Origin of the sequence: uncultured Gordonia sp. (assembly GCF_937858515.1) — a bacterium.
GTDB lineage: Bacteria > Actinomycetota > Actinomycetes > Mycobacteriales > Mycobacteriaceae > Gordonia.
This window is the reverse complement of the sequence record NZ_CALLZT010000129.1, coordinates 1-22,607: the sequence shown is the minus strand read 5'-3', so window position 1 is coordinate 22,607 and position 22,607 is coordinate 1. Positions and strand designations below refer to the sequence as shown.

Sequence of the window (22,607 nt, the reverse complement as noted above, 5' to 3'; positions counted from 1 at the left end):
CCCGCGAGGTGACCGCACCGGTGTATTCGCACATCACCTACGACATCGTGCCCGACGTCCGTCACTACATCCGGCAGCCCGACATCCTGATCCTGGAGGGGCTCAACGTATTACAGACAGGTCCGACGCTCACCGTGTCGGACCTGTTCGATTTCTCGGTGTATGTGGACGCCAAGACCGACGACATCGAATGGTGGTACATCTCACGTTTCCTGCAGATGCGTACCACGTCATTCGCCGATCCCAATTCGCATTTCCACCTGTATTCGTCGCTGTCGGACGATCAGGCACACATCGCCGCCCGCGACATCTGGACGTCGATCAACCGGCCCAACCTGATCGAGAACATCCTGCCGACGCGACCACGCGCAACCCTGGTGTTGCGCAAGGATTCCGACCATTCGATCAACCGGGTCCGGCTGCGCAAGATTTGACGGCTACTTTCCGAATCTCCTGGTGCGGGCGGAGAAGTCGCGCAGGGCGCGCAGGAAGTCTACGCGCCGGAACTCCGGCCAGTAGGCGTCGGTGAACCAGATCTCCGAATACGCGCTCTGCCACAACAGGAATCCGGACAGGCGCTGTTCTCCGGAGGTGCGGATCACCAGATCCGGATCGGGCTGCCCGCGCGTGTACAGATTGCGGTCGATGGCGTCGACGGTGACGGCCTCGATCATCGCATCCACATCGTCGCCGGCAGCGGCGCGTTCGCGCAGCAATGCCTGCACGGCATCGACGATTTCCTGGCGACCGCCATATCCGACTGCCACGTTGACATTCATGCCGCCGTGGTCGACGGTCCGTTCGGACGCCCTGCGCAGACGTTCGGCGACGTCGTCGGGCAGCGGATCAAGGGTGCCGACGATCCGGACCTGCCAGTTTCCGGTCGGTCGGGCGATCTCGTCGACGATGTCGGGCACGATCTCCATCAGCGCGTCGAGTTCCTCTGATTCGCGGCTCAGGTTCTCGATCGATAGGAGGTAGATGGTGACGGTGCCGATGCCGAGGTCGGCGCACCAGCCGAGCATCTCGGCGATCCTCTGGGCACCGACGCGATGACCGTGGCTGACGTCCTCGAACCCCGCTTCGCGCGCCCAGCGCCGGTTGCCGTCGCAGATGATGGCCACGTGGTGGGGAAATCCGGCGGGATCGAGGTCGTGGAGGACGCGTCGCTCGTATACGGACAGGATCGGCCTGCGGAGACGGTCGGGCAGCAGCTTCATCGCTTCAGCCACTTCATCTATAGGGCCGTTCGCCGCATTCACCCGTGTGTCCCGTCACTTACGACACACTACGCGCTGCACTCGGTCGGGGACGGGCATGTTCGGCCCGGTGTGCGGCGATGTCGGCGACCGCACTCACGAACCTACGGTACCGTAGGTTCGTGAGCATTCCGACGCCGATCGTGCCGGCCCCTGTCAAGCCACGACTTCGTGGGGTCATCCACTCCTATGCCGCTGTCGTCGCCGCGTTCGCCGGGGTCGGCGTGATCGTCGGCGCCGCCGTCCTGCGCAGTGCCACCGCGGCGTTCGCGTGTGCGGTGTACGCGGTCACGATCGTCGGGCTGTTCGCCGTCAGCGCGTTCTACCACCGTGTTTCGTGGAAGTCGCCGCGTGCCCACGTCCGGATGAAACGTGCGGACCATTCGATGATCTTCGTGTTCATCGCCGGCACGTACACCCCGTTCTGTCTGCTGGCTCTGCCGTCGCCGGTCAACTGGTGGGTGCTGGGCATCGTGTGGGCCGGCGCCATCGGCGGGGTGACGCTGAAGATCGCGTGGCCGGGTTCGCCGCGCTGGCTGGGTGTGTCGCTGTACATCCTGCTCGGCTGGGTGATCGTCGCCGTCTCCCCCGCGCTGGTCGATCACACGTCGGTCGCGGTGATGGTGCTGCTCGCCGCCGGCGGCATCCTCTACAGCGTCGGCGGCATTCTCTACGCGGCGAAGTGGCCCAACCCCTGGCCGTCGAGTTTCGGTCACCACGAGGTGTTCCACGCCTGCACCGCCGTCGCCGCCACCCTGCACTACATCGCCGTCTGGCTGGTCCTCACCGCCGGTTGAGTACCCACGGGAAAGCCGACCACCCCCGCCGGTCTTGAGGTGTGAGGAGCGCAAGCGACGAACCTCGAAACCCGTGAGCCAACTGTGTCAGTGCGCACTTCTCTGCTGACAGACGCGCCGTTCCGCTCTGCGCGGCACTGCCTGGGACGGCCCCGAAAACGGATGCAGCGTCGGGACATGAGCGATGAGAAACGAACCCTCCCGCTGAGCAAGGCGACTGCGGAAAGTCTTCTGAATCAACGGATCCTGATGCTGGATTCAGCCCTCGACGATGAGATCGGCAGCCAGTTGTGCGCGCAACTGGTCTTGTTGTCCGCCTACGATCCGACCGCCGACATCGCATTGTGGATCAATTCTCCCGGTGGTTCGGTGCCCGCGATGCTGGCCATTGCCGACACCATGGACCTGATCCCCAACGACGTTGCGACAGTGAACCTCGGAATGGCCTACAGCGCCGGACAATTCCTGCTGTGTTGCGGCGCGGCGGGCAAACGCTATGCCCTCCCCCACGCGAAAGTGCTTCTGCACCAAGGGTCCGCCGGTATCGGCGGCTACGCCCCCGACATCGAATTGCAGGCCGACGATCTGCGGCACGTCCGCGACACCGTCCTGAGCCTGATCGCGGAGAAGACCGGACAACCTCTGGACCGGATCTTCGACGATTCGCTGCGCGATCACGTGTTCACCGCAAGCGAGTCCGTCGACTACGGATTCATCGACCAGATCGTCACGACCGTCGCTCAGATCCGCCCGAGTGCGCCCTCCGCAACAGGATTCGGAGTCTCCCGATGAGCACCTACACCATCCCCAATGTCATCAGCCGAACCCCGCAGGGCGACCGGGTTATGGACGTGTACAGCCGCCTGCTCGACGACCGGATCGTCTACCTGGGCACCGAGATCGACGACGGCGTCGCGAACGCCTTGATCGCGCAGATCCTGCACCTCGACTCGGACAACCCCGAAGCCCCCATCGACCTGTACATCAACTCGCCCGGCGGCTCTGTGATGGCAACATTCGCCCTGTACGACACCATGCAGTACTGCCACGCCCCCATCGCGACGACCTGTGTGGGCCAAGCCCTTTCGACGACTGCACTGCTGCTGGCCGCCGGCACCCCCGGCCGCCGTTCGGTCCTCCCCCACGCCCGCGTCCTGCTGCATCAGCCGTCCGGTCAGGGCCGCGGCACCATCCCCGACCTGATCCTGGCCGCCGAAGAGATCCTGCGGACCCGAGAGGAGATCGAACAGGCCCTGAGCCGGCACACCGGCCAGGACATCGCCACCCTGCGCCGCGACACCGACCGCGACCGCATCCTGCGCGCCCAGGAGATCGTCGACTACGGCATCGCCGACCAGATCATCGACACGCGCCAAGGACGTTAGCGCCGAAGGTCGGCGCCAACACAGTGCAGTCTGCGGCGTACGGTGCGCTACGCGGCCAGGGCGTAGGGACCGCGGCGGATCGGTGCGGCCGGCACTGCGGCGGGTCCGCCCGGCACTGACCGCAGGACGGGCACCGGGCGGGCCTGACGGACCAGGTCGACGGCCACCTCGCGGACCAGGTCGACCAGGGTCAGGCCGAGAGCACCGGCGACTGCGGCCAGAATCTCCGACGAGGCGTCCTTGCGGCCGCGTTCGAGTTCGGAGAGGTATTGGGTGGACACGCCGGCGCGTTGCGCGGTCTCGACGAGCCGTTCACCCCGGTCGTGGCGGTATCGCCGCAGGACCCGTCCGGTCACCTCACGCCACAGTGGTTCGGGATGGTTGGGTTCGAGCTGGTTGTCGTACTCGGCCATACCCGCGATGCTAGCCACCCCGCGCACCTGACACCGGTCCGTTCCGCTCAGAGCAGATCCCACCGCCGGTTGAGGTGCGAGCCTGCGAGCCTCGAAACCCAGTGAGATGACATTGTCCGCTCACGTGGTTTGCCAGGCTCGTCGCTTGCGCTCCATCACACCTCAACCAGCTGGATGAGTGCTTGCGCGGGGGAAAGGAATTCAGATGTTTGCGAGAACTTCCAGGACCTCGGCGGTGGGGGTCCAGGCCATGCATTTGTCGGTGACCGACTGGCCGTAGGTGAGGGGGGTGGCGTCGGTGGACTGGGCACCGGCGACCAGGAAACTTTCGAGCATCACGCCGCTGATCGGCGATTCCTCGCCGGCAGCGCAGGCTTCGCGGATCGTCGCGGCGATCTCGCGGGCTACCTCGGCCTGCCGGATGTGGTCCTTGCCGGAGTTGGCGTGCGAGCAGTCGATCATCACCTTGGGTGCCAGACCGGCCTTGGTCAGACCGGCGACGGCATCGGCGACCGAGGCGTCGTCATAGTTGGGGCCGCGGGTGCCGCCGCGAAGGATGATGTGGCAGTCGGTGTTTCCGACGGTCTCCACCACCGCGCCGTGACCGAAATCGTCGACACCGAAGAACACATGCGGAGCGGCGGCGGCACCGACACCGTCGATAGCGACCTGTACGTTGCCGTCGGTGCCGTTCTTGAATCCGATCGGCATCGACAGGCCCGAGGCGAGCTGGCGGTGCACCTGCGATTCGGTGGTGCGGGCCCCGATAGCGCCCCAGGCGACGGCGTCGGCGATGTACTGCGGGCTGGTCGGTTCCAGGAATTCGGTGCCCACGGGCAGACCGAGGTCGATGATGTCGAGCAGCAATGATCGCGCAGTGCGCAGACCGCGCTCGACGTCGTACGTCTCGTCCATACCGGGGTCGTTGATCAGGCCCTTCCAGCCGACGGTGGTGCGGGGCTTCTCGAAGTACACCCGCATCACGATCTTGAGCCGATCGGCGTGTTCGGTGGCCAGCGGCGCGAGGCGGCGGGCGTAGTCGAGCGCGGCGACCGGATCGTGCACCGAACACGGTCCGACGACGACGATCAGGCGGTCATCGTGGCCGGCGAGGATCGCGGCTATTTCGTCGCGGTCGCGTTGCACGGCCAGCGCGCGGCGGGCGGTGAGCGGCAGTTCATTGCGCAGCGCGTCCGGCGAGGGAATGGCCCGGAACGTCTTGATGCGGCGGTCGCTGGTGGACTGTGGCAGATCGCTCTGGGGCAGATCGCTCTGGGGCAGATCGCTCTGGGGCAGATCGCTGACGGAGAGTGCGAGGTCGTCGGTGGTGGTCACGCCTGTGTGCCTTTCAGGTTGTGCCTGTCGTCGGTCGTGTCTTCGACATCCCGGGGCACAGTCCCTGGTGTTGTTCCGGTGCCCTGAAACGACAAGAGCAGCGACCACATTGGTCACTGCTCGGGCTCCGGATGGTTTTGTGCGAACGCGATTCAGCGCTTCACCGTGGCCCCACCCGGAGCCTCGATAAAGCGCCAATAGGCGCGTACACGTGTATTCACGCCGATCACCGTAGCACACGTGTTCCCGCCGGGATCACGGATGTGCCCTGTCGATGAGCCGCGACAGGATGATGATCGACTCCGACCTGTCGACGGCACCGGCCCGCCGGATACGTTCGAGGGCCTGTTCGAGGTGCCCGACGTCGCGGGCCACGACCCGCAGGATGGCGTCGGCCGAGCCGGTGACCGTTGCGGCGGAAACGATCTCGGGAATCGGTTCCCAGGCGGCGCGCAGGTCGTCGGGTGAGATGTTGCCGCGGCAGAACACCTGCACGTAGGCCTCGGTGGTCCACTGCATCGCACCCGGATCGATGACCGCGGTGAAACCACGGATCACGCCGTCGTCGAGAAGCCTGTCGACGCGGCGTTTGATCGCCGGAGCGCTCAGCCCGACCTCGTCACCGATCTGGGCGTATGTGGCCCGGGCATCGCGAGTGAGCGCGGCGAGCACCTGCTCGTCCAGATCGTCCAGCTTTCGCAACAGATCACCGCCCTTTCACAATCTACAAACTATTTGTTGTGCAGATGAGCAATCAACATCGATTGTTTGCACATTATGCCGACGATACGCTCGATTCATGACGCTGACCAACCCCATCGGAACCCACGCGACCACGCGAAGCGCGACACCGCGCACCTACGCGATGACCCCACCGATCCACTTCACCGTCAGCTATGCCATCAATCCGTGGATGAACCCGGACATCCCCGTCGACACCGATCTGGCGGTGCGGCAATGGCAACGGCTGCGCGACACCTACGCGAGCCTTGGGCACACCGTGCACCTCGTCGACGCCCAGCCCGGCCTGCCCGACATGGTGTACGCCGCCAACGGTGGACTCAGTGTCGGCGACCGGATCGTGGCCGCCCGCTTCGCCTTTCCCGAACGGGCACCCGAAGCCGAGCACTACGCCGAATGGTTTGCGACGCTCGCGGGCGCGACCGTGTGCCGCACCGAAGGTGTCCAAGAGGGCGAGGGTGATTTCCTCGTCGTCGGCGATCGGATCTTGGCGGGCACGGGCTTTCGCACGGACCGCGACACCCATGCCGAAATCGCCGAGATCACCGGACTTCCGGTGATCACACTCGAGCTTGTCGATCCGCGGTTTTATCACCTGGACACAGCGCTGGGGGTACTCGACGCGCACACCATCGCCTACTACCCGCCGGCGTTCTCCCCCGCCTCGCTCGCGGTGCTCCGCGAACTGTTCCCGGACGCGATCATCGCCTCGGAGGCCGATGCGCTGGCATTGGGACTCAACCTGGTCTCCGACGGTCATAACGTTGTGATGACCGACGCAGCAATGGAATTGACGACACATATCGCCGACGCCGGCTACCGTCCCATCACCGTCGATCTGTCCGAACTGCTCAAGGGCGGAGGTGGAATCAAGTGCTGCACCCTGGAATTACGGGTGCCGGCAGACCGATCACAGTGTCGTGAAGGGGATTCAGACATGAACGCAACCAGATTCGACGTCGAATCTCATGTGGCACATAACTACTCACCACTCCCCGTCACGGCGGCGACCGCCGAAGGAGTGTGGGTGACCGACGTCGACGGCGTCCGCTACCTCGACTGCCTGGGCGCATACTCGGCGGTGAACTTCGGGCACCGCAATCCGCGGATCGTCGCGGCAGTGACCGAACAACTAAGCCGGGTGACCCTCACGAGCCGGGCGTTCCTGTCCGACCGGCTCGAGCCGTTCTGCACTGCACTGGCCGATCTGTGCGGCAAAGACATGGTGCTGCCGATGAACACCGGCGCCGAGGCCGTCGAATCGGCCATCAAGGTGGCCCGAAAATGGGGCTATGACGTGAAGGGGGTGCCGGACGGACACGCGCGGATCGTCGTGGCGGGCGGCAACTTCCACGGCCGCACCACCACCATCATCAGCTTCAGCGACGACGACGAGGCGCGCGCCGGATTCGGCCCGTACACACCGGGATTCGATCGGGTCCCGTACGGCGACATCGAAGCGCTGGCCGCCGCCATCACCGCCGACACCGTCGCGGTGCTCGTCGAACCGATCCAGGGTGAGGCCGGGATCATCGTGCCACCCGACGACTACCTGCCGCGCCTGCGTGCCCTGTGCACCGAAAGCAACGTGCTCATGATCGCTGACGAGATCCAGTCCGGCCTCGGCCGGACCGGCAAGACGTTCGCCGTCGAGCACTGGGACGTCACCCCCGATGTGTTCACCCTCGGCAAAGCCCTCGGCGGCGGCATTCTGCCGGTGTCGGCGGTGGTCGCCGACAGCGACATTCTCGGGGTACTCACCCCCGGCACGCACGGTTCCACGTTCGGCGGCAATCCGCTGGCCGCGGCCGTCGGGCACACCGTCGTTGACATGCTTGCCGACGGCACCTGGCAGGCGCGGGCCGCCGACCTGGGCGCACACCTGCACACGCGGCTACGTGAACTCATCGGGCACGGGGTGTTCGCGGTGCGGGGTAAAGGTCTGTGGGCAGGCATCGACATCGACCCTGTGCTCGGCACCGGTAAACAGTTCTGCTTACGCCTGGCCGAGTGTGGCATGCTGGCCAAGGACACCCACGGCAGCACGGTGCGGCTGGCACCGCCGCTGGTGATCAGCCACGACGAGATCGACTGGGTTGCCGATCGCTTCACGGAGGCTCTGCGCAATCCATAACAGCGGGTCCACAGTGGACGAATGGCTGAGCGCATCGATCTGAGTGTGCTGTTGATCTCGGTTCCCGGGATCGACAGCACGGTCACGACGTGAGTTGGGTGGCCAGTGCGTCGACGGTCGTCACCGGCAGCCCGCATACCGTGCCCCGGCAGACGTAGACGGCGTCGGTACCGTCGACCGTTCCCCTGTCGGCCAGCAGAGGTGACGAATCCTTCTCGCCGGCAACCACAACCGACCCGCCGGGCGCCAGCCGACGGGCGGCTGCCACCAATTCGCCTGTACTGTCCGGGGTTTCGACGACGACGATCTGCAACGGCCCGGTGAGCACGGCCTCGGCCACCGCGAGCCAATGACCGGACGAACGCGGGAGTTTCGACAGGAGGATCGCCGCGCGGCCCAGTGTCGCGTCGAGCAGTTCCGAATATCGTGTCGCCATGTCAGTTTCGGCGAGCAACGAGCCGAGCAGCAAGGCTTCGGCCAGCAGCGAGGCACCCGCCGGGGTGGCGTCGTCGACGGCATCGCGTGGCCGCACGATGAGCCCGGATTCGCTTGAGTCGAACCAGCTTCCGACAGCGTCGGGGTCACCGAACAGCTCAATGGTCCTCTCGAGCAGCGTGACACCACGATCGCGCCAGACGAGGTCACCGGTCACCTGGTGGATCGTCAGCAGCGCGACGCACAGCGCGGCATGGTCGTCGAGCGCACCCAGCGGATCGCCGGTAACTCCGCCGAGCGATGACCGGCGGAGTTGACCGTCACGAATGTGGTTGTCCCACAATGATCCGGCACACCATACCGCGGACTCGACCCAGTCGGGACGACCCAGTCCCGCACCGGACTCGGCAAGCGCGGTGGCCGTCATCGCGTTCCAGGCGGTGACCACCTTGTCGTCGCGAGCCGGCTGGGGACGTGCGGCGCGGGCAGCAAGAAGCCGAGCCCGCACCCGCGCCCAACGCTCCGTTTCATCGGGGTCGCGCGGCAGTTGCAGCGTCGACGATCCGTGTTCGAAAGTTCCGGCCTCGGTGACACCGAAAAGATCTGCGGCCCAAGCACCGTCGTCGGCACCGAGCACATCGGCCAACTGCGCGGGCGTCCACACATAGGTGGAGCCCTCCACCCCGCCGGCGTCGGCGTCGAGCGACGATGCGTACCCACCGCCGACCCGCAGATCCCGCTCCAGGAACTCGACGGTCTCCTCGGTCACCCGCAGCGCCAGAGCGTTACCCGTGGTGCGCGCCAGGTGTGCGTAAGCCCGCAACAGTTGCGCGTTGTCGTACAGCATCTTCTCGAAATGCGGTACCACCCAGGCGTTGTCGACGGCGTACCGGGCGAACCCGCCGCCGAGTTGGTCGTAGATGCCGCCCCGCGCCATCGCCTCGCAGGTACCGATCGCCGCGTCCCGCGCCCGCGGCGTGGTCCGTTCACTGTGCCGCAGCAGCCCTTCGAGCAGCGCCGACGGCGGAAACTTGGGCGCCCCGCCGAAACCGCCCGCGACCGGATCCTCGTCGGCCAGGATCGCGGTGACCGCGGCGTCGAGCAGAGCGTCGTCGATCCCCCGCCCTGCGAACGGAAGAGCAGATACGTTGTCGCTCAAATGTTTACGCACCTGATCACCGACTTCGGCGACTTCATCGCGGCGCTGCGTCCATACTTCGGTGATCGCGGTGAGCACCTGCCGGAACGACGGCTGACCCCCGCGCGGGGTGAGCGGGTAGTAGGTGCCGCAATAGAACGGCGCACCGTCGGCGGCAAGAAAGCACGTCATCGGCCACCCACCCTGCCTGGTCATCGCGACGGTGGCGTTCATATAGATGGCGTCAATGTCGGGCCGTTCCTCCCGATCGACCTTGATGCACACGAAATCGGCATTCATCTGCGCGGCCGTGGCCTCGTCCTCGAACGACTCGTGCGCCATCACATGACACCAATGACACGCCGCATACCCGACGCTCAACAGCACCGGCACATCCCGGCGCGCCGCCTCGGCGAACGCCTCCGGCTTCCACTCCCACCAATCCACCGGATTCTCGGCGTGCTGGTTCAAGTAGGGGCTCGTCGCCGCAACCAATCGATTCGCCATGCCGTATCACTCCTGACAGTAGAAGCTGCCGCGAACGTCGCCAATAGCGCAGAGAGTCCACCTCACACCACCTAAACTGATCTGCACTGGAAAAATGTTACAGTAATTTCCATGCAGGCTGGCGAGGTTGACCGCGTGCTTGCCCTCACGGCCGCCGAGGCGGCTCTGCAGCTGGCCACGCTTGACGAAGGGCAGTGGTACGAGCGCAAGTCCGGGCGCACCGCTGCACGGGACGTCGCGGTGCCACTCATCGCAATGGCGAATGCCGAGGGCGGGTACGTTGCCGTTGGGATTCACGACGGCGCGATCGATGGGGTAGCACCCAGTCGGGTGAACGAGCTCCTCCAGACCGCCCACGACTTCACGACCCCCGTCGTACGGTGCAAAGTAGCCGAGTTGAGGACCGCCGCCGACCAGATTGTGCTCGTGTTCCAGATTGATCCGGGGGAGCATGTCCACGAAAATACGAAAGGAGAGGTCTATCTTCGTGTCGGCGACGAATCCCGCAGGCTCGGCTACGCCCAACGACGTGAACTCGAATACGACCGTGGCAGCGCTCCTTTCGACGGAACGAGCGTCGACGCTACGCGCCATGACCTCAGCGCCGCGCAGGTTAGCGCATATCAAGATGCGATCGGTGCGGCTACTCCGGAAGGTATGTTGGCGGCACGCGACCTACTCACTCGCAATGGGCATCTGACTGTGGCCGGCTGGCTACTCTTTGCCGAACGCCCGCAGTCTCTGTTCCCGAGTGCGGTCGTTCGAGTCCTGCGCTATGCCGACAACGAACGCGGCACAGGGGCCAGGATGACCCTCCTCTCGGGCGGCGACATCCGTTGCGAAGGCTCGATTCCCGAGCAAATCATCCACGCCGCCGCACTGATCGAAGAGTGGGTACCAAATACCCAGCCGTTGGCACGGAGCGGACGATTCGAGTCCCGTCCCATCATCCCTCGAGATGTATGGCTCGAAGGCTTGGTTAACGCTGTCCTGCACCGCTCGTACTCGATGGCAGGCGATCACGTTCGATTCGAGATATTTCCGAATCGAATCGAGATCTCGAATCCCGGCCGTTTTCCCGGACTCGCCGACCCGGCCAAACCACTGACTATCAGCCGATATGCCCGTAACCCCCGCATTGTCCGGGTCTGCTCCGACCTTGGTATCGCGCGAGAACTCGGCGAAGGGATCGTGCGCATATTCAGTGAGATGCGCAGCCTTGGGCTCACCGATCCGATTTACACCCAGACCAGCGGATCTGTGCGCCTCGTTCTGTCCTCGGCAGACGCGCTCCCTGACGATGTTCGCTCCGGTCTCACCAAGAGTGCGCGTCGGGTTCTCGACGTACTCCGCCTCGAAGGAAGACCCCTTGGAACTGGTCAAGTGGCCGAACTTGCTGATCTTGCTCGTCCCACGGCGTCCCGCCATCTCCAAGCGCTACGGGACCTTGGACTCGTGGTCTGGGATGGGCAGGGACCGAAGGACCCGCGTGCCTCATGGAGGCTCTTCTGATCTGATCTACTGAAACGTTCTACTGCAACATTCTTGCCAGTAGATGTTTCAGTTACCGACAAAGGACTTCGCGGTTAAACCGTTCAACACTCGAGCGATCAGGACCAGATTTGAGTGCCGTGACGAATGTCGGATCCCTCCTCCCAACGACTATGTATCGGCGGACTTGTGCTGCGCGGACGGCTCAGCCTGCGGACCAGGACTGCGGGCGGGATCAACAGCAGACTCGACCGCACCGGCGGAGTCGGTGCCCTCGTCGAAGGCCTGGTCGGCTTCGGGGTGGTCGGTGTCGAACGATTTGGGCAGCTTCTTGAGCTGGCTGTTCATCGACCAGATCAACAGCGCTGTGCCGATGAGCAGCAGGAGGATGATCAGCAGACCGAACGGCGAGGACTTGCCGAACTCGGGGCCCTCCGGATTGTCCGCGGCCAGCAACAGGGTGGCCGACTGGAGTGCGGTGGTCATCACGGGGTCTCGATTCCGGCGAATAGATCGGTCTCGGGGATCGAGGTCTGGACGCGGGTCTTGGCCAGCTCGAACTCCTCCGTCGGCCACAGCCGTCGCTGCCATTCGGTGGGCACCGCGAAGAACACCCCGTTCGGGTCGATCTGGGTGGCGTGCGCGCGCAACGCCTCGTCGCGGGCGGGAAAGAAGTCGTCGCAGGTGATCTGTGTGGTGACCCGGGCCATCAGATCGCCGCCGCGTGCGTCCCAGCGGGCGAGCCACTCCTTGAACGGGCTCTCCTGACCGTTCTTCTCGAACTCGTCGGAGAACGCCACCATGCGGGCCCGGATGAAACCATGCGTGTAGTACAGCTTCGACACCGTCCACGGATCACCCGCGTCGGGGAACGCGTCCGGATCGCCGGACCGCTCGTACGCCAGCATCGAGACCTCGTGACAGCGGATATGGTCGGGATGCGGGTAGCCGCCGTGCTCGTCGTAGGTGATCATGACGTGCGGACGGAACTCACGGACCACCTTGACCAGCGCCTCGCCGGACTCCTCGAGCGGGATGGTGGCGAACGAGCCCTCCGGCAGCGGGGGCAGCGGATCGCCCTCGGGCAGCCCCGAATCGACATATCCGAGCCAGGTCTGCTGCACACCGAGCGCGGCAGCGGCCTTGGCCATCTCCTCCTGCCGGACCTGCGCAATGTTGTCCTTGATTCCAGGACGATCCATCGCCGGGTTCAGAATGTCACCGCGTTCGCCACCGGTGAGGGTGACGACCAGCACCTCGTGGCCCTCGGCCGCGTACTTCGCCGTCGTCGCCGCGCCCTTGGACGATTCGTCGTCGGGGTGGGCGTGCACCGCCATCAGTCGGAGTCCGGACGGCCGCTCGAGATCAGTCACGCTTCCCTCGCCTTCAGCTACGTGTCTGGGCTCCATGGTAGGTATTGACGCGTGACTAGCGGACCCCGGGCCACGTACCCAGCCGAACGATCCCCTCAGAGCCGGCGTCGCTGGTTCATCGCCGGATCGACATTCGTGGTGATCGCCGGAGTGGCACTGGCGGTGTTCGCGTACTTCAAGTACTCCGACACCGACGTCAAGGGCGAGGTCACCGGCTACGAGGTCATCGACTCACAGACGGTGGCCGTGCAATTCACCGTGACCAGGTCCGATCCGTCACGACCGGCCGCCTGCGTGGTCCGCGGACGTTCCCTCGACGGCAGCGAAACCGGTCGCCGCGAGATCCTCATCCCGCCGGGCAAAGAGTCCCAGATCGGTTTCAAGACCACTGTCCGCACGTCGCAGCCACCCGTCATCGGCGAGGTGTTCGGGTGCACCACCACCATTCCCGCCTATCTGAAAGCAGATAAAGAGTGACAGAACCCACACAGCCCGGACCGGAAGAGTCTGGGCAGGTCGCGAACGCCGCACCCCACGGGCGTGCAGTCTTCGCGGCCGTACCGAGTCTGTACTTCCCGATGCTGATGGCCGCCTTCGTGGGCGTGATGCTGATCAGCAATATCACCGCCACCAAGGGTGTCGTCCTGTTCGACAGCTGGCTCCACATCAACATGGGGCCCATCGAGATGAACGGACTCGTCACCGACGGTGCGTTCTACCTCTTCCCTCTCGCATACGTCCTCGGCGACGTGATCAGCGAAGTCTACGGTTTCCGGGCCATGCGCCGGACCATACTCACCGGCTTCGCCGTACTACTCGTCGCGTCCCTGTGCTTCTGGCTGACCATCGAACTGCCTGCGGCCGACTTCTACGAAGGTCAGCAGGCGTTCCGCGACGTCGCCGGAGTGGTTCCCCAATTCCTGGCAGCCAGCCTGGCCGGTTACCTCGTCGGCGAGTTCCTCAACTCGTACGTCCTGGTCAAGATGAAGGAACGCACCGGCGAAGGCAAGCTCTGGGCGCGGCTCATCTCCTCGACTGTCGTGGGCGAACTGGCCGACACCATCGTGTTCTGTTCGATCGCAGCAACGGCGCTCGGCATCTCCACCTGGGGTGACTTCGTCAACTACACGGTCGTCGGGTTCGTGTGGAAGACCCTCGTCGAGATCCTCGTGATGCCGCTGACCTATCTGGTGGTCAACCGGCTCAAACTCGCCGAGCCGACATATCGTGAGGCGCTGCGCGCCCAGAGTCGTATGGCCTCACCAGCGGGGGCAAAAGCCATCTGAGTGGTTGCTCAGGTGTGCAGTTAGCCGCCGTTCTCGTGTGATCTACGTCCTGGAACCTGGTATGATGGTCGGATACACACGGCTCCGCGAGGGGTCGTGTTGCTGCATTTAGAGCAGTCCACATGCCCTGGAAGGGCGCACCGCGAGTTGGTGAGCGCCCTGTCGGGTGCGGACGACACAAAGGAGTGACCATGACCGACACCCAGGTGACCTGGCTGACCCAGGAGTCGCACGACCGCCTGAAGGGTGAGCTCGACTCACTGATCGCCAACCGCCCGGTCATCGCCGCCGAGATCAACGAGCGCCGCGAAGAGGGCGACCTCAAGGAGAACGGCGGCTACCACGCCGCCCGCGAGGAGCAGGGCCAGCAGGAGGCACGTATCCGCCAGCTGCAGGATCTGCTCAACAACGCCAAGGTCGGCGAGGCCCCGACACAGTCGGGTGTCGCGCTGCCCGGTTCGGTGGTCAAGGTCTACTACGACGGCGACGAGAGCGATTCGGAAACCTTCCTGATCGCCACCCGTGAGGAAAGCGGCAAGAACGGCGACATCGAGACCTACTCGCCGAGTTCCCCGCTCGGTGCCGCGCTCATCGACGCCAAGGTCGGCGAGTCCCGCGAGTACACAGTGCCCAGCGGCGCGACGGTCAAGGTGACCCTCGTGAGCGCCGAGCCGTACCACAGCTGACGCCCACCCAACAGCATACAAAGCGCACACGACGTGCGGTTGTTGCCAATAATCCGGCACCAACCGCACGTCGCGTGCGCTTGGTTGTCTGCCTGTCGAGTCGGACACCACTGACGTGTTTGTCCGAGTAGCCGTGTACAAATAGCTGACTCCACATCGAGCAACGGTTGCGGAGGGCCACTCGCAGTACTTCGACAAGTGCCGACTGACATAGCAACTGCAACCCTCGACTTCTCAGTCGACCAGCGTCAGTGAGGCGACAGCGGCGACGATGTCGTCCGCGAAACCGTGAGCCGCCTCGTCGCTGTCGGCATCGACAGCGACAGAGGGGTCGGGTCTGTTTCATTCCGGTAGTTGTCGTCGTAGTCGAATCGCAGGTCCCCGGAGTCGGATTGTGTCAGAAGCCCACAACGGACTCCATCCATGTAGACGGCCAGTGCATCAGCCATGCGCGTCGGCCTCGGCCGCTGGGTCGACTACGGCGTCGAAGGCGACGCCGAGTGCACCGGCAGGCGGCGGACATACTACCAAGTATAGTCAGGACTAAAGTCCCAAATTTGGGTTATTGGATCGTGACATGCAAGGAATCACACCCGGTCGCGGTAAGGTCTGAGCTGCATCTTTACGATACTTAACTTACCGTTTGGTAACAATTGGCGATGGTGTGGTGACCCGTTGATCGGTCTGGCGTTCATAGTGGTGGTGTTCGTCGCCACGACCGTTGTCATTGTCATCTCCGGCTTCACCCACCGCGACGAACCACACCAGGCGCCGGTCTCGCCGGCACTGCAGCCGGCACCCGCCGAACTGGTCGCGCTCCTGCCCGCTCACGTAGTCGAACGTGGCGTGGGCATGGTCGGATGCGGGCGCCTCTGATCGCCGGTGCCGTCGGCCGTGCCGACTTCGCGCACTGTCAGACCCGGTTACTACGCTGGACTGCATGCAGTTCGATGAGATCGCGGGTCTGCGCGGCAGCAGCGCCGCCTGGCGGCTGTTGCGCGCCGACAACGCGCCGCTGATCCTGTCGTTTCTCGGGCGGGTGTTCGTCGACGAGAACATCCGCGAGATCTCCGCATCCCACCTGGCATCGCTGCTCGACGACGAGTTGTACGCACTCAACAAGCGTCTCGGCGAGGGCACGTTCCCCAAGACCCCCAAGGCCTACCTCGACGACTGGTCGGCGCCCGCGGCCGGCTGGCTGCGCAAGTACTACATCGCCGACAGCGACGAGCCGCACTACGACGCCACGCCATCGGTCGAGCGGGCCGTAGCCTGGGTCAATGCGTTGCGCGAACGCGGATTCGTCGGCACCGAATCCCGCCTGAACACGGTGTTCGAGCTGCTGCGGCAGATCGTCTACGGCACCGAGACCGATCCGGAGATCCGCCTCACCGAGTTGCGCCGACGCCGCGCCGAGATTGACGCGGAGATCGACGCGGTCGAGCGCGGCGACATCACGGTCCTCGACGACACCGGCCGCAGCGATCGCTACCAGCAGTTCGCCGACATCGCACGTGCTCTGCTGTCCGACTTCCGCGAAGTGGAAACCAATTTCCGCGCACTCGACCGGCAGATGCGCGAACGCATCGCCACCTGGGGCGGCACCAAGGGTGAGCTGCTCGACGAGGTGGTCGGCAGCCGCAACCTGATCAGCGATTCCGACCAGGGCCGCAGCTTCCAGGCCTTCTACGATCTGCTCCTCTCGACCGACAGACTCGACGAGCTGACCGGACTCATCGGGCGGGTGCAAACCCTCGGCGTATCCGGCACCGACCCCAGGCTCGGCCATATCCACCACGACTGGCTCGACGCCGGTGGTCGCGCACAGGCAACGGTGCGGCAGCTGTCCGAACAACTGCGCCGCTTTCTCGACGATCAGGTGTGGCTGGAGAACCGCCGCGTGATGGATCTGCTGCGCGGGATCGAGACCACCGCGATCGCCGTGCGCGATCAGCGCACCGACGACTTCCGCCACGACATCGACGCCGCCGCACCGGCGATCGTCCTGCCGATGGAACGCCCGCTCTACCGGAAGCCCGCCGCCGCTTCGGTGGACAGTTCCGGTATCGCCGCCGGGCACGCCGAAGGATCGTCGGCGGCCCTGTTCGAGCAGGTGCACGTCGACCCGGCCCCACTCATCAAGAGCGTGCACAAGATCCTGCGCAAACAGCCGCAGATCACCCTCGGTGAAGTCGTCGCGACGGCTCCGCTGCGCCAGGGTCTGGCAGAGCTGGTCACCTACCTCGCACTCGATGACGCGGCGTTCGCGAAGACCTTCGATGACAATGCCACCGACACCGTGACCTGGTCCGACGACGACGGCGTGACCCGTACCGCCCGCATCCCGCGCGTGATCTTCACCCGCGCGGCCACCACGGCAGGAGTCGCCCGCCGATGAGCAGACCGGTCCCCCGCAACGAACTGAGCCTGCCGGTGGCAGTCACCGCCCTGATGAAGGGCGTGGTGTACCGCGACACTCACGAAACGGTGTGGCCGCATCTGCTCGGCCTGACCGCGCAGGTGTCCGACTACGTCGGCACGCTGGGCCTGACCGTCATTCTCGACGAGGCCGAAGGGTACGCCTACCTCAGGTCCAAGTCCGACGAGGATCTGGCCGAGCAGTCCATTCCCAGGCTCGTTCCACGACACCAGCTTTCATTGCACACCAGCTTGCTGCTGGCGCTGCTGCGCAAACGTCTGGCCGAATTCGACGCCTCCGACACCGGGACCAGACTCATCCTCGATGCCGACCAGATCACCGAGATGATGCTGCCGTTCCTGCCGCAGACCACCAACGAGGCACGCGCGGCCGACCAGATCGACACCGCGTTGCGCAAGGTCGCCGACCTCGGCCTGGTGCGGCGAATACCCAAGCAGGACAGGCAGTTCGAGGTGCGCCGGGTGATCAAGGCGTTCGTCGACGCGCAATGGCTCGCCGATCTCGACACCCACCTCGCCGAATATGCGCGGCTACTCACCGAAGGACGATGACGTGACCGGACTGTTCTCCGCGACCGAATTGCAGACCTCCGACACCAAGGCCGGTTTCCGGCTGCACACCTTTCAGGTGCTCAACTGGGGCACCTTCGACTCCCGGGTCTGGACGCTTCGGCTCGACGGCAACAACGGCCTGCTCACCGGCGATATCGGTTCGGGCAAGTCGACTCTCGTCGACGCGGTGACCACACTGTTACTGCCGGCCAACCGGGTCGCCTACAACAAGGCCGCCGGCGCCGACACCCGCGAGCGTGACCTGCGCTCGTATGTGCTGGGCCACTACAAGTCCGAGCGCAACGAGATGACGGGCACGTCGCGGCCGGTGGCCCTGCGTGGCACATCGAGCTATTCGGTGATCCTCGGAGTCTTCGTCAACGAGGACTTCGACGAGACGGTCACACTCGCGCAGGTCTTTTCGATGCGCAACGACGGCGGGCAACCGGAACGGTTCTATACCGTCACCGATCGGGCGCTCGACATCACCACCGATTTCACCGACTTCGGGACCGACCTCAAGATCTTGCGTAAACGCCTGCGCGCGGGCAAGACCCGCATCCACGATCATTTTCCCGACTACAGTTCCGACTACCGCCGGGCACTGAGCATCAAGTCCCGGCAGGCGATGGACCTGTTTCATCAGACGGTGTCGATGAAGGCGGTGGGCAACCTCAACGACTTCGTGCGCGAGCACATGCTCGAACCGTTCGACGCCGGTTCTCTCGTCGACGGGCTGGTCACCCATTTCCAGGACCTCACCGCCGCTCACGATGCCGTCGTGGTGGCCCGCCGCCAGCTCGAAGAACTCGCCCCCCTCCTCGACGACTACGACACCTACTCGGGCCATGTGGCGAAGGCGGAGCGGGCCAGGGCCCGCCGTGAGGCGCTCCGGTTCTATTTCGCCGAGCGGACCTGCGAGCTCCACGAGGCCGATATCAGCGCGTGCGATCGTGACCTGGGCAGTGCCGGAAGCGAACTCGCCGACGTCGACGACCAGCTCTCCGACTTGCGGGCACAGCTCGACCGGTTGCGGATCGAGCAGGCCGGACTCGGCGGCGATCAGATCGCCGCGCTCGAACAGCAGATCGCCGATTCCGAACGGCAGCGATCCGAACGGGCAGAACGGCACGCACACCACAGCGCACTCCTCGATGACGCCGGACTGCCGTCGGTGGCCGACCGCATTCAGTTCGACCAGCGACTACGCGAGGTGACGGCCACGATCGACTCGCTCGACGGCGAGATCAGCGAGCGGCGCAACGCCCTTACCGAACTCGGTGTCGACCGCAGAACTCTCGCCGACGACGGCAAGCGGGTGGCCGGGGAGATCGCGAGCCTGCGCGGGCGCACCTCCAATATCCCCGACCGCGACCTGCGTATCCGTGAACTGATCTGCGACGGAGTGGGCGCCGACGCCGCGTCGATCCCGTTCGTCGGCGAGCTGATCGGTGTCCGCGACGACGAAACCCGTTGGGAGGGTGCGGCAGAACGCGTCCTGCGTGGCTTCGGTCTGTCCTTGCTGGTGTCCCAGGACGACTACGATCGGGTGTCCGCGTGGATCAACGGCCATCATCTCGGCGGCCGGGTGGTCTATTACAAGGTGCCGCCGAAGGCGTCGCTGCACGGCGTGAGCACTCCCCCGCCGGGCGCCCTCGCCCACAAACTCGACATCAAGGAGGGACCGTTCTACGACTGGCTCGAACGCAGGCTGTACGAACGCGCCCGTCACATCTGCACCGAGACGCTCGAACAGTTCCGGACCGAGGAATTCGCGGTCACCACCACCGGGCAGATCCGTTCGGGCGGTGGCAGGCATGAGAAGGACGACAGATTCCGCGTCGACGACCGGCGCAACTATGTTCTGGGCTGGCGCAACGAGCAGAAGATCGCGGCCCTACTGGCCGAAGGACAGCGCATCCAGACCGAACTGAATCGCGTCGACACCGAGATCGGCTTGCACACAAAGCATCTGACCTCGATGGAGCGGCGCCGGGCCGCACTGGACAAACTGACGATGTTCACCGCGTTCGATGCCATCGACTGGATGTCGCAGGCGGCCAGGACCGCGACCCTGCGCGAGCGCAAGACCCAACTCGAACAGGCGTCGAAACAGCTTGCCCAGATCACCGCCGAGATCACCACCACCGGCGAGGCGATCGCCGCGGCGACGGGACGCCGGGATCGCCTGCTCGGCAGTATCTCCCGGCTCGAGGACGCACTGGCGCGGGCCACCGCCGGACGCGACGACGCGCGCGCGATCCTGGCCACCGACGACGCTGCCCGCCACCTCGATCATGCCGAGGCGATCGACGCCGCCGTCCACAAGTCCGTCGGCGGCGGGCGGCTCACCCTTGCGAGCTGTGCCACGCTGCAGGGCACTCTGGCCGCCGACCTCACCGACGAGGCCGAACGGCAGTCCGCGCGCGCCCAGACTCTGGCGACCCGGGTGGTCAACAAGATGTCGGAGTTCAAACGCAACCATCCGGTGCTGACCACCGAGATGGACGCCGATATCGCCGCGGCCGATGAATTCAACTCTCTGCGAAGGCGATTGGCCGACGACGACCTGCCCCGGTTCGAATCCGAGTTCAAGACCTACCTGAACACCAACGCGATCCGCGACATCGCGCACTTCAAGGCCAAACTCGACACCGAGGAACAGAAGATCCACAGCAAGATCGACACCATCAACGAATCGTTGGTCGGCATCGACTACAACCCGGGACGCTATGTGCGGCTCGAGGTCACCGGATCACCCAACACCGAGATCCGCGAGTTCCGCGAACGGCTGCGCCGATGCTCGGACGGCACCTTCGACGCCGATGCCGACGACCACTACGCGGAGGAGAAGTTCCTCGAGGTCAAAGCTCTCGTCGAACGTTTCCGGGGCCGCGAAGGCAGCACCGACATCGACCGTAAATGGACCCGATATGTCACCGACGTACGCAACTGGGTGAGTTTCGCGGCATCGGAACGCTTCCGCGACGACGACCGCGAGTTCGAGAACTACACCGACTCCGACGGCAAGTCGGGCGGGCAGAAGGAGAAGCTCGCCTACACAATCCTCGCCGCGTCGCTGGCGTATCAGTTCGAGCTCAAGTGGGGCGCAACCGCTTCCCGTGACTACCGGTTCGTAGTGATCGACGAGGCGTTCGGCCGCGGATCGGACGAATCCGCCCGCTACGCCCTGTCGCTGTTCCGCAAGCTCGGCCTGCAATTGCTGATCGTGACGCCGCTGACCAAGATCTACACGATCGAACCGTTCGTGTCGTCGGTCGGTTACGTGGAGAACCGGACCGGCAGCAACTCGCAGCTCCAATGCCTGACCATCGAGGAGTACCGCACGCAACGAGATCTGCGGGAGATGATCACGATCGTCGGCGACGACACAGGCACATGACCGGCTGGACCACCCCCGCCGATGTCACCGCGCGCCTGCGCAGACGCTGGGATCGTGGCGACTACCTCACCGCCGCCGCCCGCGGCGACAGGTTCGAGACGGTGGAGGTGCCGATCAGCGGACCACGGGCCGGCGAACTCGGTGAGCGGTTCGACGAGGTACGCGACTGGGTGACCACCTGGCACCGCGCCGCCCGGTCCCCCCACATCGAAGTGCTCACCAGGACGGTCGGTGGCCGCAAGTTCGGTGTCAACGAGTTGCCCGCACGGGTGCGCGTCACCTCGCTCGCCGCGCTGACCGGTTTCCTGGGGACCTCGGACGAGCGTCGACGGCACACCCGGATGCTGGCCCAGGCGTCGGGGTATCCCTTGCTGTGGGAGTGGGTCGCGGCCAAACCCGGCCGCGCACTGCGACACGGCGACGAGTTCGGCGACCTGGTCACCGCCCTGACCTGGATCGCGGCCAACGCGGGATCCGGGCGGCAGTTGCGGGAGGTCGACGCGCCCGGCATAGACACCAAGTTCATCGAATCGCACCGCACCGTTCTGCTCGAACTCGGCCCGCTCGTCGTCGCCCCCGATCTCATCGACACCACTGAGAAGTCGATCGCCGGGCGTTTCGGATTCGCCACCGGAGCCGCTCGCATTCGCCTGCGCTTTCTCGATCCGGACGTCGCCTCACCGCTGCCTGGTTTCGATGATGTGGAGGTGCGGGTCGCCGACCTGGCCCGGATGCCGCTGGACGTGGACAGCGTGGTGATCGTGGAGAATCTCGCCACGTATCTGTCGTTCCCCGCGAGTCCGCGGGCGGTGCTCGTATTCGGTGGCGGATATGCGGCCGCGGCCGTGGGCGGTCTGGGCTGGCTGCGCGACAAGCGCGTCTACTACTGGGGTGATCTGGACACGCACGGTTTCGCGATCCTCGACCGCGTCCGGGTCACCGCGCCGCACACCCGGTCGTTTCTGATGGACAGGCCGACGCTGCTGGCCCATCGCACGCAGTGGGGCACCGAATCGTCGCCCGTGGACCGGCCGCTACGGCATCTGACGGAGGCCGAATCGGCGCTGTACCGGGAGCTGGTCGAGGACGTGCACGGCCGCGGCGTCAGGCTGGAGCAGGAACGCATCCGGCTGCCGGTGAACCTTGCCGAAGTGGTGGCCGACGACACCGCCTAGACGCAATACCGTTCAGTTAAGGTCGTTGAGGGTGTAGCCTGGTGGTGTGCCGCGTGCT

The 22,607-nt window shown here is 65.1% G+C and carries 21 protein-coding genes and 1 pseudogene; 14 read left to right on the top strand and 8 right to left on the bottom strand.

Annotated features, from left to right (window positions below):
• Positions 1-434 (top strand): annotated as a pseudogene (locus Q0627_RS11850) (type I pantothenate kinase); the annotation flags it as partial.
• Between the two features lie 3 nt (positions 435-437).
• On the opposite strand, the gene Q0627_RS11845 reads toward Q0627_RS11850, so the two are convergent.
• Positions 438-1,220 (bottom strand): isoprenyl transferase, encoded by a 783-nt coding sequence (locus Q0627_RS11845; protein WP_291012539.1) that lies wholly within the window; start codon positions 1,218-1,220, stop codon positions 438-440.
• Between the two features lie 167 nt (positions 1,221-1,387).
• Between Q0627_RS11845 and Q0627_RS11840 the strand changes: the two genes are divergently transcribed.
• From Q0627_RS11840 to Q0627_RS11830, 3 genes are all read left to right on the top strand, one after another.
• Entirely contained in the window at positions 1,388-2,056 is a 669-nt protein-coding gene (locus Q0627_RS11840) for a hemolysin III family protein (protein WP_291012543.1), read from the top strand.
• A gap of 177 nt (positions 2,057-2,233) precedes the next feature.
• Positions 2,234-2,848: an ATP-dependent Clp protease proteolytic subunit gene (locus Q0627_RS11835; protein ID WP_291012520.1), complete on the top strand. Its 615-nt coding sequence runs from the start codon at positions 2,234-2,236 to the stop codon at positions 2,846-2,848.
• A complete protein-coding gene (locus Q0627_RS11830; protein ID WP_291012522.1) occupies positions 2,845-3,441 on the top strand; it encodes an ATP-dependent Clp protease proteolytic subunit in 597 nt (198 codons plus the stop codon). The genes Q0627_RS11835 and Q0627_RS11830 overlap by 4 nt, the downstream gene beginning before the upstream one ends.
• Positions 3,442-3,488: 47 nt before the next feature.
• Here Q0627_RS11830 and Q0627_RS11825 read toward each other — a convergent pair whose 3' ends face one another.
• The 3 genes from Q0627_RS11825 to Q0627_RS11815 all read right to left on the bottom strand — a co-directional run bounded on the left by Q0627_RS11825 (position 3,489) and on the right by Q0627_RS11815 (position 5,891).
• Positions 3,489-3,854: a helix-turn-helix transcriptional regulator gene (locus Q0627_RS11825; RefSeq protein WP_291012544.1), complete on the bottom strand. Its 366-nt coding sequence runs from the start codon at positions 3,852-3,854 to the stop codon at positions 3,489-3,491.
• A 201-nt stretch (positions 3,855-4,055) separates the two neighbouring features.
• Positions 4,056-5,135 carry a 3-deoxy-7-phosphoheptulonate synthase gene (locus Q0627_RS11820; RefSeq protein WP_291012547.1) on the bottom strand — a complete coding sequence of 360 codons (1,080 nt, stop codon included), beginning with the start codon at positions 5,133-5,135 and terminating at the stop codon, positions 4,056-4,058.
• Positions 5,136-5,444: 309 nt separating this feature from the next.
• Entirely contained in the window at positions 5,445-5,891 is a 447-nt protein-coding gene (locus Q0627_RS11815) for an Lrp/AsnC family transcriptional regulator (protein ID WP_291012525.1), read from the bottom strand.
• Between the two features lie 97 nt (positions 5,892-5,988).
• Between Q0627_RS11815 and rocD the strand changes: the two genes are divergently transcribed.
• A complete protein-coding gene (rocD, locus tag Q0627_RS11810) occupies positions 5,989-8,064 on the top strand; it encodes an ornithine--oxo-acid transaminase (RefSeq protein ID WP_291012527.1) in 2,076 nt (691 codons plus the stop codon).
• An 82-nt stretch (positions 8,065-8,146) separates the two neighbouring features.
• Here the strand turns inward: rocD and Q0627_RS11805 are convergent, their stop codons facing one another.
• Positions 8,147-10,144, bottom strand: coding sequence for a thioredoxin domain-containing protein (locus Q0627_RS11805; RefSeq protein ID WP_291012530.1), 1,998 nt, complete (start codon positions 10,142-10,144; stop codon positions 8,147-8,149).
• 111 nt (positions 10,145-10,255) lie between these two features.
• Between Q0627_RS11805 and Q0627_RS11800 the strand changes: the two genes are divergently transcribed.
• A complete protein-coding gene (locus tag Q0627_RS11800; protein ID WP_291012534.1) occupies positions 10,256-11,656 on the top strand; it encodes an ATP-binding protein in 1,401 nt (466 codons plus the stop codon).
• A 150-nt stretch (positions 11,657-11,806) separates the two neighbouring features.
• On the opposite strand, the gene Q0627_RS11795 is transcribed toward Q0627_RS11800, so the two are convergent.
• Both Q0627_RS11795 and mca read right to left on the bottom strand, forming a co-directional pair.
• A complete protein-coding gene (locus Q0627_RS11795) occupies positions 11,807-12,121 on the bottom strand; it encodes a hypothetical protein (protein WP_291019752.1) in 315 nt (104 codons plus the stop codon).
• A complete protein-coding gene (gene mca, locus Q0627_RS11790) occupies positions 12,121-12,972 on the bottom strand; it encodes a mycothiol conjugate amidase Mca (RefSeq protein WP_291019757.1) in 852 nt (283 codons plus the stop codon). The genes Q0627_RS11795 and mca overlap by 1 nt, the downstream gene beginning before the upstream one ends.
• Before the next feature lie 87 nt (positions 12,973-13,059).
• Between mca and Q0627_RS11785 the strand changes: the two genes are divergently transcribed.
• From Q0627_RS11785 to greA, 3 genes are all read left to right on the top strand, one after another.
• Complete coding sequence (locus Q0627_RS11785) at positions 13,060-13,485, top strand: DUF4307 domain-containing protein (protein ID WP_291019749.1); 426 nt, start codon at positions 13,060-13,062, stop codon at positions 13,483-13,485.
• Between the two features lie 89 nt (positions 13,486-13,574).
• A complete protein-coding gene (locus Q0627_RS11780; RefSeq protein WP_291019754.1) occupies positions 13,575-14,294 on the top strand; it encodes a queuosine precursor transporter in 720 nt (239 codons plus the stop codon).
• 191 nt (positions 14,295-14,485) lie between these two features.
• Positions 14,486-14,980 carry a transcription elongation factor GreA gene (gene greA, locus Q0627_RS11775; protein WP_291019747.1) on the top strand — a complete coding sequence of 165 codons (495 nt, stop codon included), beginning with the start codon at positions 14,486-14,488 and terminating at the stop codon, positions 14,978-14,980.
• Between the two features lie 248 nt (positions 14,981-15,228).
• On the opposite strand, the gene Q0627_RS22495 is transcribed toward greA, so the two are convergent.
• Entirely contained in the window at positions 15,229-15,405 is a 177-nt protein-coding gene (locus Q0627_RS22495) for a HipA N-terminal domain-containing protein (RefSeq protein ID WP_366852636.1), read from the bottom strand.
• Between the two features lie 250 nt (positions 15,406-15,655).
• Here Q0627_RS22495 and Q0627_RS11770 point away from each other — a divergent pair, with 250 nt between their 5' ends.
• The 5 genes from Q0627_RS11770 to Q0627_RS11750 all read left to right on the top strand — a co-directional run bounded on the left by Q0627_RS11770 (position 15,656) and on the right by Q0627_RS11750 (position 22,549).
• The gene (locus tag Q0627_RS11770) at positions 15,656-15,856 is read left to right on the top strand and encodes a hypothetical protein (RefSeq protein ID WP_291019744.1); all 201 of its coding nucleotides are present in this window, start codon (positions 15,656-15,658) and stop codon (positions 15,854-15,856) included.
• A 64-nt stretch (positions 15,857-15,920) separates the two neighbouring features.
• Positions 15,921-17,378, top strand: a complete 1,458-nt coding sequence (locus Q0627_RS11765; RefSeq protein WP_291019741.1) for a DUF3375 domain-containing protein — start codon at positions 15,921-15,923, stop codon at positions 17,376-17,378.
• Positions 17,375-17,971, top strand: coding sequence for a DUF4194 domain-containing protein (locus tag Q0627_RS11760; protein ID WP_291019738.1), 597 nt, complete (start codon positions 17,375-17,377; stop codon positions 17,969-17,971). Before Q0627_RS11765 ends, Q0627_RS11760 begins: the two co-directional genes overlap by 4 nt.
• Before the next feature lies 1 nt (position 17,972).
• Positions 17,973-21,374, top strand: a complete 3,402-nt coding sequence (locus Q0627_RS11755) for an ATP-binding protein (RefSeq protein WP_291019735.1) — start codon at positions 17,973-17,975, stop codon at positions 21,372-21,374.
• Entirely contained in the window at positions 21,371-22,549 is a 1,179-nt protein-coding gene (locus Q0627_RS11750; protein WP_291019732.1) for a Wadjet anti-phage system protein JetD domain-containing protein, read from the top strand. Before Q0627_RS11755 ends, Q0627_RS11750 begins: the two co-directional genes overlap by 4 nt.
• Positions 22,550-22,607: the final 58 nt, after the last annotated feature.